The sequence below is a fragment of the Neorhizobium tunisiense genome, assembly GCF_039631515.1.
In the GTDB taxonomy this organism is placed as follows: Bacteria; Pseudomonadota; Alphaproteobacteria; order Rhizobiales; family Rhizobiaceae; genus Neorhizobium.
Genome location: NZ_JBDIUU010000012.1, coordinates 7,501 through 22,830, shown reverse-complemented (window position 1 = coordinate 22,830; position 15,330 = coordinate 7,501). Strand labels below are relative to the sequence as shown.

The 15,330-nt window shown below is 63.3% G+C and carries 12 protein-coding genes (1 of these 12 only partly in view); 7 read left to right on the top strand and 5 right to left on the bottom strand.

The window, feature by feature from the left end:
• Position 1: 1 nt before the first annotated feature.
• The 6 genes from hslU (at position 2) to ABCW43_RS27080 (ending at position 9,320) form a co-directional block, all read left to right on the top strand.
• Positions 2 to 1,309, top strand: a complete 1,308-nt coding sequence (gene hslU, locus ABCW43_RS27105; RefSeq protein ID WP_345930322.1) for an ATP-dependent protease ATPase subunit HslU — start codon at positions 2 to 4, stop codon at positions 1,307 to 1,309.
• 214 nt (positions 1,310 to 1,523) lie between these two features.
• The gene (locus tag ABCW43_RS27100; RefSeq protein ID WP_345930320.1) at positions 1,524 to 2,459 is read left to right on the top strand and encodes a DUF1402 family protein; all 936 of its coding nucleotides are present in this window, start codon (positions 1,524 to 1,526) and stop codon (positions 2,457 to 2,459) included.
• Positions 2,460 to 2,503: 44 nt separating this feature from the next.
• Positions 2,504 to 3,922: a cytochrome P450 gene (locus tag ABCW43_RS27095; RefSeq protein WP_345930318.1), complete on the top strand. Its 1,419-nt coding sequence runs from the start codon at positions 2,504 to 2,506 to the stop codon at positions 3,920 to 3,922.
• Positions 3,923 to 3,985: 63 nt separating this feature from the next.
• Positions 3,986 to 6,013, top strand: a complete 2,028-nt coding sequence (locus ABCW43_RS27090) for a hydantoinase/oxoprolinase N-terminal domain-containing protein (protein WP_345930316.1) — start codon at positions 3,986 to 3,988, stop codon at positions 6,011 to 6,013.
• Positions 6,014 to 6,114: 101 nt separating this feature from the next.
• On the top strand, positions 6,115 to 7,035 hold the full coding sequence (locus ABCW43_RS27085) for a LysR family transcriptional regulator (protein WP_345930602.1): 921 nt from the start codon (positions 6,115 to 6,117) through the stop codon (positions 7,033 to 7,035).
• A 113-nt stretch (positions 7,036 to 7,148) separates the two neighbouring features.
• Positions 7,149 to 9,320, top strand: a complete 2,172-nt coding sequence (locus ABCW43_RS27080) for a malate synthase G (RefSeq protein WP_345930314.1) — start codon at positions 7,149 to 7,151, stop codon at positions 9,318 to 9,320.
• An 83-nt stretch (positions 9,321 to 9,403) separates the two neighbouring features.
• Here ABCW43_RS27080 and ABCW43_RS27075 read toward each other — a convergent pair whose 3' ends face one another.
• On the bottom strand, positions 9,404 to 10,075 hold the full coding sequence (locus tag ABCW43_RS27075) for a L,D-transpeptidase (protein ID WP_345930312.1): 672 nt from the start codon (positions 10,073 to 10,075) through the stop codon (positions 9,404 to 9,406).
• A gap of 178 nt (positions 10,076 to 10,253) precedes the next feature.
• Between ABCW43_RS27075 and ABCW43_RS27070 the strand changes: the two genes are divergently transcribed.
• Positions 10,254 to 10,757 (top strand): MmcB family DNA repair protein, encoded by a 504-nt coding sequence (locus ABCW43_RS27070; RefSeq protein ID WP_345930310.1) that lies wholly within the window; start codon positions 10,254 to 10,256, stop codon positions 10,755 to 10,757.
• Here ABCW43_RS27070 and ABCW43_RS27065 read toward each other — a convergent pair whose 3' ends face one another.
• The 4 genes from ABCW43_RS27065 to lhpI all read right to left on the bottom strand — a co-directional run.
• Positions 10,758 to 11,333, bottom strand: a complete 576-nt coding sequence (locus ABCW43_RS27065) for an ActR/PrrA/RegA family redox response regulator transcription factor (protein WP_306875082.1) — start codon at positions 11,331 to 11,333, stop codon at positions 10,758 to 10,760.
• A 67-nt stretch (positions 11,334 to 11,400) separates the two neighbouring features.
• The gene (locus ABCW43_RS27060) at positions 11,401 to 12,717 is read right to left on the bottom strand and encodes an ActS/PrrB/RegB family redox-sensitive histidine kinase (protein ID WP_345930307.1); all 1,317 of its coding nucleotides are present in this window, start codon (positions 12,715 to 12,717) and stop codon (positions 11,401 to 11,403) included.
• An 80-nt stretch (positions 12,718 to 12,797) separates the two neighbouring features.
• Complete coding sequence (gene hrpB, locus ABCW43_RS27055; RefSeq protein WP_345930305.1) at positions 12,798 to 15,281, bottom strand: ATP-dependent helicase HrpB; 2,484 nt, start codon at positions 15,279 to 15,281, stop codon at positions 12,798 to 12,800.
• Positions 15,281 to 15,330: the final stretch of a bifunctional Delta(1)-pyrroline-2-carboxylate/Delta(1)-piperideine-2-carboxylate reductase gene (gene lhpI / locus ABCW43_RS27050; protein ID WP_345930303.1), read on the bottom strand. 904 nt of this gene lie beyond the right edge of the window; the window shows 50 of its 954 coding nt (coding positions 905–954); its start codon lies beyond the right edge, outside the window; its stop codon occupies positions 15,281 to 15,283. The genes hrpB and lhpI overlap by 1 nt, the downstream gene beginning before the upstream one ends.

The window sequence follows — 15,330 nt, the reverse complement described above, 5'->3', positions numbered from 1 at the left end:
CATGAGTAACTTTTCACCCCGGGAAATCGTCTCCGAGCTGGATCGGCACATCATCGGCCAGCACGACGCAAAGCGCGCCGTGGCGATCGCGCTGCGCAATCGCTGGCGCCGCCACCAGCTCGACGAGACGCTCCGCGACGAAGTGATGCCGAAGAACATCCTGATGATCGGCCCGACCGGCGTCGGCAAGACGGAGATCTCCCGTCGCCTCGCCAAGCTCGCCGGTGCGCCCTTCATCAAGGTCGAAGCGACCAAATTCACCGAAGTCGGTTATGTCGGCCGCGACGTCGAGCAGATCATCCGCGATCTCGTCGAAATCGGCATCGGCCTCGTGCGCGACAAGATGCGCGCAGACGTGCAGGCCAAGGCGCATATGAGCGCCGAGGAACGCGTGCTCGATGCGCTGGTTGGCGCGACCGCATCGCCCGCCACCCGCGAAAGCTTCCGCAAGAAGCTGCGCAACGGCGAGATGGATGACAAGGAAATCGACATCGAGGTTGCCGATAGCGGCTCCGGCATGCCCGGTTTCGAGATCCCCGGCATGCCGGGCGCCAATATCGGCGTGCTGAACCTGTCGGAAATGTTCGGCAAGGCGATGGGCGGCCGCACCAAGAAGGTCCGTACCACCGTCAAGAAATCCTATGGCGAACTGATCCGTGACGAATCCGATAAGCTGATCGACAACGAAGTCATCCAGCGCGAGGCCGTCCGCTCGGTCGAAAACGACGGCATCGTTTTCCTCGACGAGATCGACAAGATCGCCGCCCGTGACGGCGGCATGGGCGCTGGTGTGTCCCGCGAAGGCGTGCAGCGCGACCTGCTGCCGCTGGTCGAAGGCACCACGGTATCGACCAAATACGGGCCGGTGAAGACCGATCACATCCTCTTCATCGCCTCGGGCGCCTTCCACGTCTCCAAGCCGTCGGATTTGCTGCCGGAACTCCAGGGCCGCCTGCCGATCCGCGTCGAGCTGAGGCCGCTCACAAAGGAGGACTTTCGCCGCATCCTGACGGAAACCGAGGCGAGCCTCATCCGCCAGTACAAGGCGCTGATGGAGACGGAAGAACTGACGCTCGACTTTACCGAGGACGCGATCGACGCGCTGGCGGATGTCGCCGTACACCTCAACTCCTCGGTCGAGAATATCGGCGCCCGCCGGCTGCAGACCGTCATGGAACGGGTGCTCGACGAAATCTCGTTCAATGCGCCGGATCAGGGCGGCACGGCGATCACGATCGATGCGGAATACGTCAAGAAGCATGTCGGCGATCTCGCTGCCGATACGGATCTGTCCCGCTACATCCTCTGAGCGGGCAATCGTGGCAGCCGGGCAACGTCCGGCTGCTCATTTGCGGGCACTGACGGGATTTTGAACGCCCGCGTCTCGACACGGTCCTTACGCCTCGCGTAAGGGAAGCGCGCTTTCATGGAAATGTCCGGCGCTTGAGTGAGTCGGTCTGGAATGGCTTTAAGCATCCGGTGCCGGAGATCGGCATAGTCGAAGTCCTGGGACACGCAAAATCTTGAAACGCATCCTTCTGGCATTGATCCTTGTCGTCGCAACGTCCGCGGGTTCGTCCGCGTTCGCAGGCGGCCTCACGATGGTACCCGAGGGAAACCGTCACGCGGAACAGCCGAAGATCCCTGGCGCTTCCGTGCGCCGCACCCGGGCCGGCCGTACCACCTTCGACGATAAATACGAGAAGATCCGCGACTTGCTTGCGTCCGACAGGAAGCTGGTCGCCAAGATCAGGTCGACGGCCGCCGATTACAGTATCGATCCGATCCATATGATAGGCGCGATCGTCGGCGAGCATACCTACAATGTCGATGCCTATGACCGGCTGCAGACCTATTACGTCAAGGCGGCCGCCTATGCCGGCAACAGTTTCCGTTTCGGATATGGCGACGAGAGCATCCAGCAGTTCCTTGACCGGCCGGACTTCGGCAAATGCGACGATTTCGCCGATTCCTACAAGCTATGGACCTGCCGCGAAGGCGTCTGGGAAAAGAGTTTTCGCGGCCGTTCGGTCGGCGGCACCTCGTTTCCCGACAACCGCTTCAGCGCGGTCTTCTTCCAGCCCTTCTATGCCGGCCAGACTTTTGGCCTCGGCCAAGTCAATCCGCTGACGGCGCTGATGCTGTCGGACATGGTGGCCAGAACCTCCGGTTATCCGAAGCTCGACGAGAACAAGGCGGCCGCGGTCTATGACGCGATCATGGACCCGGACAAGTCGCTCGCCTATATGGCAGCCAGCATCCGCCGCTCGATCGACGACTACAAGACGATCGCTGGCATGGACATTTCCCGTAATCCCGGCATCACCGCGACCCTTTACAATACCGGCGGTTCGGCGCAGCGCGCCGCAGCGCTTGCCGCCCGCGGCGGCCTGCCGGAGGAAAATTATTATGGCTGGCTGGTCAACGACAAGCTCGCCGAGTTGAAATCCCTGCTCTGACGGCTGATATTCCCTCCATAGGAAACCCCTGAGGAGGGCTGTCCATGGACATCCGCCCCGAACCCTTCGTTCCGCCGGCACCTCCGCATCGGGATCGGCTGCTGAACCCGATCGAGGTCATCTGGACTGCGCTCCGTAATCCGCTGGAGCTCTGGGGCAAGGTTTCCTATACGCTGCCCTGGTTCGAGACGAAGTTCTTCAAGGAACGGACCCTGATCGTCAATCATCCCGGGCTTATCCGGCATATCCTGGTGGACAATGTCAGCAACTACGAGATGTCGGAAATCCGCCAGCTCGTCCTTCGCCCGATCCTCCGGGACGGCCTGCTGACTGCGGAAGGCGAGGTCTGGAAACGCTGCCGCAAGGCGATGGCGCCAGTTTTCACGCCAAAGCATTCCCGCGGTTTTGCCGGCCAGATGCTGAGCCAGGTAGAGGAGTTCTCAAGGAAATATGCCGAGGCCGGCGCCGCCGGCGCGGTTCGCGATATTTCCGTCGATATGACCGAACTGACCTATGCCATCCTCGCCGAAACCCTGTTTTCCGGCGAGATCGCCGGCAACAAGGAGACCGTTGCCGACGATGTCGACCAGCTTCTGCATCGCATGGGCCGGATCGACCCGATGGATATGCTGCGGGCGCCGTCCTGGGTGCCGCGCGTCACCCGCATCGGCGGCAGGCGGATCCTCGACAAGTTCCGGCGCGTGGTTGCCGAAACCATGCTTATGCGGCAGGAGCGGATGCGCGAACATCCCGACAATGTGCCGCAGGATTTCCTGACGCTGCTGCTGCAGCTTGCCGGTCCCGACGGGCTGACCATGGGCGAGATCGAGGACAATATCCTCACCTTCATTGGCGCAGGCCACGAGACGACGGCCCGGGCGCTGGCCTGGACGCTCTATTGCGTCGCGGAGTCGCCGCCGGTGCGGCAGAACATGGAAGAAGAGATCGACCGCGTACTGGCGACCGGCGCCGATCCGGTCGAATGGCTGGAGCTGATGCCCTGGGTGCGGGCGGCGTTCGAAGAGGCATTGCGGCTCTATCCGCCGGCGCCGTCGATCAACCGCGAAGCGATCAGCGACGACAGCTGGACGAGCCCGGAAGGCAAGACGGTGAGGATCGACGCCGGCGTGACCGTGCTGGTCATGCCCTGGACGCTGCACCGACACGAACTTTATTGGGACAAGCCGCGCGCCTTCATGCCCGAGCGTTTTCTGCCTGAAAATCGCGGCAAGCTGAACCGCTTCCAGTATCTGCCTTTCGGCGCCGGCCCGCGCACCTGCATCGGCGCGACCTTTGCCCTGCAGGAAGCGGTGATCGCGCTTGCGGTGCTGATGAGCCGCTATCGTTTCGACGTTACACCTGAGACCAAGGTCTGGCCGGTCCAGAAACTGACCACCCAGCCGCGCGATGGCCTGCTGATGCGGGTCACTCCGCGACATGAGAGGTCTCCGCTGGTGAATTGACCTTGGCCCGCCATACGCTATTGATCGCTATAGATCCGATGGACCGATCTTCAGGATTTTCGCGTGGCTTTTTCTTCTTCTTCCGGCCCTCTCCTTCTCGGGATTGATACCGGCGGCACCTATACGGATGCTGTGCTGTTCCGGGAGGGCCAAGGCGTCGTCGCCAAGGCGAAATCGCTGACGACGCGCCATGACTTGGCGGTCGGCATTGCCGGTGCCGTCGACGCGGTTCTGGAGAAAAGCGCAGCACCCACCTCCGCAATCGGCCTTGTTTCGCTCTCGACCACGCTTGCCACCAATGCGCTGGTCGAGGGGCAGGGCGGTCGGGCCGCCCTGATCATGGTAGGCTTCAGCGAAGAGGATCTGACGCGGGGTGGGCTTGCCGAGGCGCTCGGAAACGATCCGGTGATCTTTCTGCCCGGAGGCCATGACGTGCACGGCAACGAGGCACCGCTCGACATGGCGGCCCTGGAAACGGCCATGCCGGCGCTCGCGGGAACGGTCTCGTCCTTTGCGGTCGCCGGTTATTTCGCCGTCCGGAATCCGGCTCACGAGATCCGGGTGAGGGACCGCATTCGCGCGCTTTCGCATCTGCCGGTCACCTGCAGCCATGAGCTTTCGTCGAAACTCGGCGGGCCGCGCCGCGCCTTGACCACGCTTCTGAACGCCCGGCTGGTGTCGATCATCGACCGGCTCGTCGGATCCTGCGAGGGCTTTCTGACCGCGCGCGGCATCGCGGCCCCGATGATGGTGGTGCGTGGCGATGGTGCGCTGATCTCGGCTGCCGAGGCCCGGCTGCGGCCGATCGAGACCATCCTCTCCGGCCCCGCCGCAAGCCTTGTCGGAGCGCGTTTCCTGACCGAGCTCGACCAGGCGGTGGTGTCCGACATCGGCGGCACCACCACGGATGTTGCGGTTCTCGATGGCGGGCGGCCAAAACTGGCGGAAGAAGGCGCCGTCGTCGGCGGCCATCGCACGATGGTGGAGGCCGTGGCGCTGCGCACCTACGGGCTCGGCGGCGATTCCGAGGTCCATATCGACGACCGCGGCCTCGAAGCCCGTCTCACGCTCGGTCCGCGCCGGCTTCTGCCGCTGAGCCTAGCCGCGGTCGCGCATGGCGAGGTCATTCTGTCGACGCTGGAAAAGCAGCTGCGCGCCACCCATGCCGGACGACACGACGGCCGCTTTGCGGTGCGAACCGGTGTGCCGGATGTAATGGCCCAGGGCCTGCAGCCGCCGGAGCAGGCGCTTTTTGCCCGCATCGCTAGCGTGCCGGTTTCGCTCAACGAGCTCCTGACGATGAATTCGCAAAGGGCGGTTCTCGATCGGCTGGTCGGAAGAGGGCTGGTGCATCTCTGCGGCATCACTCCTTCCGATGCGCTGCACGTGCTCGGCCGCCAGGGCCAATGGTGCGGGGAGGCTGCGAGGCTTGGACTGGAGCTCGCCGCCCGGCGCAAGGACGGCGCGGGGCGCGAGATCGCCGCGTCCCCGGAAGACTTGGCTCAGAAGATCGTGAGCCGGCTGACACGGCAGTCCTCCGAGGCCGTGCTCGCCGCCTGTCTCGCCGAAGACGGCGCCGAAGCCATCGATCCCGCGGTTTCGCTGGCCGTCGATCGGGCCCTGAAACGGGTGCCCGGCATCGCCCGGTTTTCCGTTGCATTGGATCGCCCGCTGATCGGGCTCGGCGCCTCGGCACCGGTCTATTATCCGGCGGTCGCGGATATGCTGGGCGCGCAGTCGGTCATTCCGGCCGATGCCGATGTCGCGAATGCCATTGGGGCGGTGGTTGGCCAGGTCCGTGCCAGCGTTACCGTTGTTGTCACTTCCCCGGAAGAGGGCCGATTCATTGGGTCCGGAGCGGGCGGGCGAATTTCGGTCGCCGGCGAAGCGGAAGCGCTGACCATCGCCCGAGAGCGTGCAATTACCGCTGCGCTCGCTCAGGCGAAAGCGGATGGCGCCGGGGACGCGATCGTGACGGTCTCGGAAGAACTGGATGCGCCGGAAATCGAAGGCTCGCGAAAGTTCGTCGAGGCGCGGATCACCGCCGTTGCCGTCGGTCGGCCGAGGATCGCCGTTTTCCAGGCGGCTTAACCAGCCCGTGTTCCTCGACGCTTGGTGCGGCCACCTTTCAGGACTGTTCAAAAGGGCGTAAACAGGCTGGTATTTATTCCAGCCGGGAAAAAATTACAGTGATCACCAATCTTGCCGATCTGGAAATCTTCGTCAAAGTGGCGGCCAGCGGCAACATGTCGGCGGCGGCAAAGAGCCTTGGCATTTCCCCGGCGGTGGTTTCGAAGCGTATCAAGCGGCTGGAGGAGCAGCTAGGGACACGCCTCCTGCAGCGCACCACCCGCCAGGTCGGAATGACCGATGCCGGCAAGGGTTTTTACGATCGGATCGCCAATATCCTGACCGGCATTGAAGATGCCGAGCAATTCGTCTCCGGCCGGTCGACCGAGATTGCAGGCAATCTGCGCATCTCCGCGCCGACCTCGTTCGGGCGAATGCACATCGCGCCGCATCTCCCGTCCTTTATGCAGACTAACCCGCATCTCTCCATCGATCTGATGCTGTCGGACGAATTCACGGACATCATCGCCCAGGGGTTCGACGTGGCGATCCGGATATCCGAACTGAAGGATTCGAGCCTTGTCGCCCGTAAACTCGTTCAGGTCCGCCGCATCCTCTGTGCCTCTCCCTCCTATGTCGAGCGGTATGGCGCGCCGACAAGCATCGAGGAACTGGCGAACCATCATTGCCTGACGGCCCATAATGGCGAACCCTGGAGGCTCGAAGGGCCCAAAGGCCCGCTGGTCTACCGACCGGCTGGAAGGCTGAATACCAATTCGAGCGAGGTCATCCGCGAAGCGGTGATCGCCGGGCTCGGTATCGCCTTGCGATCGACGTGGGATATCGGCAACGAACTCAAGGACGGGCGTTTGGTGAGCGTGATGCCCGGATACGAAGGCTCCAAAAATGTCTCGGTCTCGGCGGTCTATCCAAGCCGACGGCATCTTCCCTCGAAGGTCCGGGTGTTCATTGAATATCTGGCGGAACTCTATGGGCCGACACCTTATTGGGAGCGGCATTCCCTCGATCCGGGCCGGAAATAGCGGCTAACGGCCAGGATTATTTCTGCTACGGCATAAGTCATTCAATATCTGTGCAATTGCAATTTTGCTCGCTAACAAAGACAGTCGGCGACGTGAAAAATTCGGAGGAACCGATGGCTCGTATCGAAAAAAATGGTCTCGCGATCGACGAGAAGCTCCACGACTTCCTGGTGAAGGAAGCGCTGCCGGGCACGGGTGTCGATGCCAACCGGTTCTTTTCCGAGTTTTCGAAGATCGTCCATGATCTGGCGCCGAAGAACCGCGACCTGCTCGCCAAGCGCGACGCCTTCCAGGCAAAGCTCGACGACTGGTATCGCAGGAACGGTGCGCCGAGCGACCTGGCCCTCTATGAAGCCTTCCTGCGCGACATCGGTTACCTCCTGCCGGAAGGTCCGGACTTCACGGTTTCGACCGACAAGGTCGATCCGGAAATTGCCGAGATCGCCGGGCCGCAGCTCGTCGTACCCGTCATGAATGCCCGTTACGCGCTGAATGCCGCCAATGCCCGCTGGGGTTCGCTCTACGACGCGCTTTACGGCACCGATGCCATTCCCGACACGGACGGCGCCGAAAAGGGCAAAGGCTATAATCCGGTCCGCGGCGCAAAGGTGATCGCCTGGGCGCGTGATTTCCTCGACCAGTCGGTGCCGCTTTCCGGTGCAAGCTGGACCGATGTCACCTCCTTCGTCGTCACCGGCGGCAAGCTGGCCGCCGCAGCCCAGGACGGCAAGACGGTCAATCTCGCCGATCCGGCCCAGTTTGCCGGCTATCTTGGCGAGCCGGCGAAGCCAACCCACCTGCTTCTGAACAAGAACGGCCTGCATATCGAAATCCACATCGATGCCACGACGGCGATCGGCAAGGACGATCCGGCCAAAATTTCGGATGTCTGGCTGGAATCGGCGATCACCGCGATCATGGACTGCGAGGATTCGATCGCCGCCGTCGATGCCGAGGACAAGGTCGTCGTCTACCGCAACTGGCTCGGCCTGATGAACGGCGACCTCCAGGAAGAGGTTTCGAAGGGCGGCAAGTCCTTCATCCGCAGGCTCAATCCGGATACCGCCTTCAAGGCGCCTGCCGGCGGCGATGTCACGGTCAAGCGCCGCTCGCTGATGCTGATCCGCAATGTCGGCCACCTGATGACCAATCCGGCAGTGTTGGACAACGAGGGCCGGGAGGTTCCGGAAGGCATCATGGATGCGATGGTCACGGCCCTGATCGCCATCCACGACATCGGCCCCAACGGACGCCGCCAGAATTCACGGACCGGCTCCATGTATGTGGTGAAACCGAAGATGCATGGCCCGGAAGAGGTCGGCTTCGCCTGCGAGATCTTCAGCCGTGTCGAACAGGCGCTCGGCCTGCCGACCAATTCCATGAAGATGGGCATCATGGACGAGGAGCGCCGCACCACGATCAACCTCAAGGCCTGCATCCGCGAGGCACGCGAACGCGTGGTCTTCATCAATACCGGCTTCCTCGACCGCACCGGCGACGAAATCCATACGTCCATGGAAGCCGGCCCGATGATCCGCAAGGGCGACATGAAACAGGCGGCCTGGATTGCGGCCTACGAGAACTGGAACGTCGATATCGGCCTCGAATGCGGCCTGTCCGGCCATGCGCAGATCGGCAAGGGCATGTGGGCGATGCCGGACATGATGGCGGCGATGCTGGAGCAGAAGATCGCCCATCCGAAGGCCGGCGCCAACACCGCCTGGGTTCCGTCGCCGACAGCGGCCACGCTGCACGCCACCCACTATCACAAGGTCGACGTCGCCGCCGTCCAGGCAGGCCTGAAGAGCCGCACCCGGGCAAAGCTGTCGGATATCCTCTCCGTGCCGGTGGCCGTGCGGCCGAACTGGACTCAGGAGGAAATCCAGCGCGAGCTCGACAACAATGCGCAAGGCATCCTCGGCTACGTCGTCCGCTGGATCGACCAGGGCGTCGGTTGCTCCAAGGTGCCGGACATCAACAATGTCGGCCTGATGGAAGACCGTGCAACGCTGCGCATTTCCGCCCAGCACATGGCGAACTGGCTCTATCACAAGCTGGTCACGGAAGAGCAGATCGTCGAGACGATGAAGCGCATGGCGGGCGTCGTCGATGGCCAGAATGCCGGCGATCCGCTCTACATGCCGATGGCCAGGGACTTCGAAGGCTCCGTTGCCTTCCAGGCTGCGCTCGATCTGGTGCTCAAGGGCCGCGAGCAGCCGAACGGTTATACCGAACCGGTGCTCCACCGCCGAAGGCTCGAGCTCAAGGCCAGGCTTGCCGGCTGATCGGCGAGCAGGGGGTCGGACAAGGAAAAGGCCGCCGGAGAGGTCTCTCGGCGGCCTTTTCGTATTCTCGTCGAATGTAGCGATTACTGGATCACCACGACCTTGGTTTCGCGGCCCGGACGGACGCGGCTGTAGAGGTCGATGACATCCTGGTTGATCAGGCGGATGCAGCCCGACGAAGCGGCGGTGCCGATCGAGTTCCATTCCGGCGTGCCGTGCAGACGGAAGAGCGTATCCTGGCCCTTTTCGTTGAACAGGTACATGGCGCGCGCACCGAGCGGGTTGCTGAGGCCAGGCCCCATGCCGTCTTCGACGTATTTGGCAACGTCGGGACGACGGCCTGCCATTTCCTTCGGCGGATGCCAGGTCGGCCATTCCTGTTTCCAGGCGACGTAAGCCGTTCCGGACCAGGCAAAGCCCTGCTTGCCGACGCCGATGCCGTAGCGCATCGCCTTGCCGTTCGGCAGGATGTAGTAGAGATGGCGTTCGCGCGTGTTGACGACGATCGTGCCGGGCTTTTCGCTGGTCTGATAGCTGACGATCTGGCGGACGTACTGCTTGTCCACCTTGTTGATCGGGATCGCCGGAAGCGTATAGCCGGCGTCTCTCACCGAGCCATAGGAGTCGGTGAATATCTGTTCGGTATAGGAAGTCGTGGCCACCTGGGTGCCGCCGCCGGGAATCGTGGAGGCGCAACCGGCCAAGGCAGCAGTTGCCAACAAGCCGAGTGCGAGCATGCTAGTGCGAAAGCGCATGGAGATCTCTTGGATAAACGAATCGATTTAGACGGGCGTCCGGCCCATCTTTGATGACGGGTTATTTTCGATTAAACTGCGCTTGGCAAGCGCTGCAGCGCATCAAAACAGAGCCGGCGCATGATTGAAAAAGGCCATGGCGTTTTTGCAACATCATGGAAGCAGTTTTCGGGATTCTATGACTATACTCAACCTTGCCAGTAATAATCCATTAATAGATGGCCGTCAGTCGGCTCGCGCCATGCTGGTGCGCAAGGGCGTCCAGATCCTGCTGCACGACATGCGGCATGCGATTTTGCCGGAACTCGTGCTGTCGAGCGGAAGGCGCGCCGATCTGGTGACCATTTCGGAAAAGGGCGAGATCTGGATCATCGAGATCAAGACGTCGATCGAGGACTTTCGCATCGATCGCAAGTGGCCGGAATACCGTTATTTTTGCGACCGGCTGTTTTTCGCCACGCACAAGGATGTGCCGCTCGACATCTTCCCGGAGGATTGCGGCCTTTTCCTCTCGGACGGTTATGGCGGGCATCTGCTGCGAGACGCACGGGAACACAGACTGCCGCCCGCCACCCGCAAGGCGATGACGCTGAACTTTTCCCGCGCGGCCGCCCAGCGCCTGATGCTGGCGGAATGGGCGACCGGCAACACGTTCGATGATGCCGGGAACGATGGCGGCTGATTATTTCGGCGCGCGCTTGGCGAGGATGCGCTGCAGCGTCCGGCGATGCATGTTGAGCCGGCGGGCCGTCTCCGACACGTTGCGCTCGCACATCTCATAGACCCGCTGGATATGTTCCCAGCGCACGCGATCCGCCGACATTGGATTTTCCGGCACGTCCGCCCGCTCGCCCGGCCGCTGCGTCAGCGCGCCAAAAATGTCGTCGGCATCGGCGGGCTTGGCGAGATAATCGAGCGCACCGAGCTTCACGGCCGTGACCGCGGTGGCAATATTGCCGTAGCCGGTCAGTACGATCACCTTGGTATCCTCGCGGCTCTGGCGGATCGCCTCGATCACATCGAGCCCGTTGCCGTCGCCGAGGCGCAGGTCCACCACCGCATATTTCGGCGGCCGCGCCTTCGTCTTGGCGATGCCTTCCGCGACGGACTCCGCCGTGTCGACCAGGAAGCCGCGGGTCTCCATCGCGCGGGCCAGCCGCCGCAGGAACGGGCCGTCATCATCGACGATCAGCAGCGACGGGTCTGGCCCGAGTTCGGGGTCGGCATGAACCTTGATCGGTTCCGGGTGTGTTTCCATCTCTTTTTTCTCCGCGGGTTTCAAAAGGCCCGCTTGCCTTTTCATGATCATCGGCCGGCCGACCGGCTCACTTCAAGTCCTGCGCTTCCATTACCGAGCGCGGCCATTCGATATGGATGCAGGCGCCCGGTTCGCCGCTGTCGCGGTTGCCGAAGCGGATCGAGGCGCCGGACCGTTCGAGCAGCGTCTTGGCGATGAAGAGGCCGAGGCCAAGTCCACCGGCCCGCTCGTCTTCCTTGGGTCTCTTCGTCATATAGGGTTCGCCGATCCGCGAAAGAATATCCGGCGCATAACCCTGGCCGTCGTCCTCGATGGTGATCGCCACCCGCTCGACATCATGCTCGACCGTGACGATCACCTTGCTTCCGGCATAATCGACGGCGTTTTCGATCAGGTTGCCGAGCCCATATATAATGCCGGCATTGCGGTTGCCGACCGGTTCGTTGGTTCGGTCGTTCTTCTCGACGAGTTCGATCTCGATGCCGAATTGCCGATGCGGCGCCACGACCTCCTCGACCAGGGAGGAAAGAGGCAGCCGGCGCATATGCTCCTCGCTCTCGGCGGAAAGCGAGGTGAGCCGGCGAAGAATGTCGCGGCAGCGTTCGCTCTGGCTTCGCAGTAGCAGCACATCCTCGCGGAATCGATCGTCGGGACCGAGCTCGCGCTCCATCTCCTTGGCGACGACGCTGATGGTTGCAAGCGGAGTGCCCAGCTCATGGGCGGCGGCGGCGGCCAGCCCGTCGAGCTGCGAAAGATGTTTTTCCCGCTCCAGGACCAGTTCGGTCGCCGCCAGCGCGTCGGCGAGCAGCGTGGCCTCGTGGCTGACGCGATAGGCATAGAAGGCGGCGAACATCATCATCGAGGCGATCGAACACCAGACGCCGAGCTGCATGACCGGCTGGATCCGGAGCGGCTCGCCCTCATACCAGGGCACCGGATAGGGTGAAAAGGCGAGCACGGTGGTGCAGATGAGCGCAAAGACGATCAGGACAAGCGAATGGCGCAACGGCTGAGAAGCGAAGGCGATGATCACCGGCACGCAGATCAGCGGCGCAAAGGGATTGGCAAGGCCGCCGGTGATGAACAGGAGCGCGGCCATCTGTAAGAGGTCGAAACCGAGCAGCGCCAGCGCCGATTTCGGGCCAAGCCGGTGGGTCGGCGGAAACCAGGCCGACAACACAAGATTTGCGGCCGCAAGCGCCCCGACCAGAATGGCTGCTTCCTGAAGAGGCAACGGAAACTGCAGCAGCAGCCCGACGATGACCACGGTAATCGTCTGGCCGGCGACCGCAAGCCAGCGAAGCCGCACCAGCGTCTGAAGTCGGATCCGCCGGCTGGAGGGGCCGAATTGCGCAAAACGCACTGAAGGACTGTCTACGCTCACCGTCTGCTCTTTACCTTATACAAGTGACTTGCGGTCGCCTTCATAAACCGGCCCGGCTTCAGGTCGCAGGCGGCATTCTGTCACGTCCCGCGCGGTTTGGCACGTGTCGTCGGCGCAGCTCCGGCCGGGTCCTCCGGCCACGGGTGTTTCGGATAGCGGCCGCGCATTTCCGCCCGCACATCCTTCCATGAACCGGCCCAGAAGCCGGGCAGGTCCCGTGTCGTCTGGATAGGCCGATGCGCCGGCGAGGTGAGTTCGAGAAGCAGCGGCAGCTTGCCGCCGGCAATCGCCGGGTGTTTCTTCAGCCCGAACAGTTCCTGCACCCGGATCGCCAGGACCGGCTCCTCGCCGTCGTAGCGGATCGGATGCCGCTCGCCGGTCGGCGCCTCGAAGTGCGTCGGCGCCAGCTTATTGAGATCCTGGGAAACCTCGTGCGGGATGAGCGACCGCAGGCCTTCCGAAAGGATGCCGGGATTGATGGTGTCGATGCCCGATGCGCTGCCCTGGAACGGAACGAACCAGTCGTCGAGCCGCGCGAGCAACGCCTCGTCGCTCATATCAGGCCAGGGCTCGCCGATCGACCGGTTGAGGAAACCAATCCGGTCGCGAAGCTGCGCACCTTCCTTGGAGAACGGCAGGACCTGAAGCCCCAGTTCCCGCACGCCGTCCGCAAGCGCCTGTGCGGCCCGTTCGCCACTCGGCCGGGGCATCGGCCTTTCCTCTAAAATGATGGCGCCGAGCCGCGTCACCTTGCGGGCTCGCACCTGCCGGCTCGCCCGGTCGAAGAAACATTCGTCGCTCTCGCGGATCGCGCCGGAAAGCTCGACTTCCACATCCGCCCGGCTGATTTCCGCAGCAGCGAGAATGCGCGCCTGCGCCGCCCGCCCGGTGAGGTCGGCGATGACCAGCATCTGCGCTGCCGCCAGCCGCTCGGTTTCCTGCAGTTCCGCCCCGCGCCCGTTGGCCATTACGAAACGCCCGCGCCCGCCACGCTGCAGCGCGATCCGGTCCGGATAGGCATGCAGAAGGAGACGCCCCGCCAGAACCGTCTCCGTCGATTGCGAGCGCTTCGGCAGGTTTGAAAAGATCCGATCCGCCAGTTTACGTGCCGCATCCGCCCTCTCTCCGCGTTCGTTGCGGAACCGTCGCAGCCGTTCGTCGAGATCGATATCGCTGCCGCCGAGCCCCTGTTCGGTCAGGAGCACAGAAAGCAGGCAGGCCTGCCTGCCGAAACCTTCCTCCGCTGCGGAAATCGCCATGGCCGACAACCTGGGCGGAAGCGCCAGTTCACGCATCAGCCGGCCCTTTTCCGTCAATCCGCCCTGAGGGTCGAGCGCGCCGAGCTGGCTGAGCAGCACCTTTGCCTCATTGAAGGCCGGCCCGGGCGGCGGATCGAGAAAGGCAAGCCCCTTCGGATCCTGCACGCCCCAGTGCGCAAGATCGAGAACCAGGCCGGAAAGATCGCTCGCCAGAATCTGGGGCGGGGTGAAAGCCTGCAGCGCCGCCGTCTGCCCCGGATGCCAGAGGCGCATCGCGATACCGGGTTCGGTTCGTCCGGCACGACCGGCCCGCTGATCCGCAGAGGCGCGAGAAACACGCACCGTCTCCAGCCGGGTGATCCCGGTCGAGGGCTCGAACACCGGCAGGCGCTGTTGCCCGCTGTCGATGACGATCCGCACGCCGTCTATAGTAATGGAGGTTTCGGCGATCGACGTGGCCAGCACGATCTTGCGCTGACCGGCAGGCGCCGGCCGGATCGCCAGATCCTGTTCCTTCTGGGAAAGATTGCCGTAAAGCGGCACCACCACGGTTTCCGGCCCGAAACGGCCCGCGAGCCGCTCGGCGGTCCGCTGGATTTCCGCCTGTCCCGGCAGGAAGGCGAGGATCGAGCCGGTTTCGTTCGAATGCGCCTCGACGATCGCCCGCGTCATCGCGTCTTCGATCCGCTCATTCGGCGCCCGGTCGCGATGCCGGATATCGATGGGGAATGTCCGGCCTTCGCTCTTGATGACGGGCGGTTCGCCAAGCAGCCCTGCGACGCGCTCCACATCCAGGGTCGCCGACATGACGACGATCCTCAGATCGTCGCGCAGCGCCGACTGCACATCGAGCGCCAGCGCCAGGCCGAAATCCGCATCGAGCGACCGCTCGTGGAATTCGTCGAAAATGACGGCCGAGATGCCGGAAAGCTCCGGGTCGTCAAGAATCATCCGCGCGAAAACGCCCTCGGTCACCACCTCGATCCGGGTCTTTGCCGAGACCTTGTTGTCGAGCCGCATCCGGTATCCCACCCGCTCGCCCACCTGCTCGCCGAGCAACGACGCCATGCGGGAGGCCGCCGCGCGCGCCGCCAGCCGACGTGGTTCGAGCAGTATGATCTTTCCCGCGCACCACGCCTGATCGAGCAGCGCCAGCGGCACCAGCGTCGTCTTGCCGGCCCCCGGCGGCGCCGAGAGCACGGCCCGCGTGCCCTGCAGCGCATCCATTATGCTGCTCAGCACGTCGGTGACGGGAAGTCTGGGCAGGTCTCTGGTGATCGGACCCGCCTCCTGCGCTCCGGTCATCAGCTGGAAACCTGCGCGGTCGCATGGCGATAGGCAAGGATGGCGCCGG

Coding starts and splice junctions, on each gene's coding strand:
- ABCW43_RS27065 (WP_306875082.1), bottom strand. CDS start 11,333: ATGGAAACACACCCGGAACCGATCAAGGTTCATGCCGACCCCGAACTC.
- ABCW43_RS27095 (WP_345930318.1), top strand. CDS start 2,504: ATGGACATCCGCCCCGAACCCTTCGTTCCGCCGGCACCTCCGCATCGG.
- hrpB (WP_345930305.1), bottom strand. CDS start 15,281: ATGACCGGAGCGCAGGAGGCGGGTCCGATCACCAGAGACCTGCCCAGA.
- hslU (WP_345930322.1), top strand. CDS start 2: ATGAGTAACTTTTCACCCCGGGAAATCGTCTCCGAGCTGGATCGGCAC.
- ABCW43_RS27080 (WP_345930314.1), top strand. CDS start 7,149: ATGGCTCGTATCGAAAAAAATGGTCTCGCGATCGACGAGAAGCTCCAC.
- ABCW43_RS27075 (WP_345930312.1), bottom strand. CDS start 10,075: ATGCGCTTTCGCACTAGCATGCTCGCACTCGGCTTGTTGGCAACTGCT.
- ABCW43_RS27070 (WP_345930310.1), top strand. CDS start 10,254: ATGACTATACTCAACCTTGCCAGTAATAATCCATTAATAGATGGCCGT.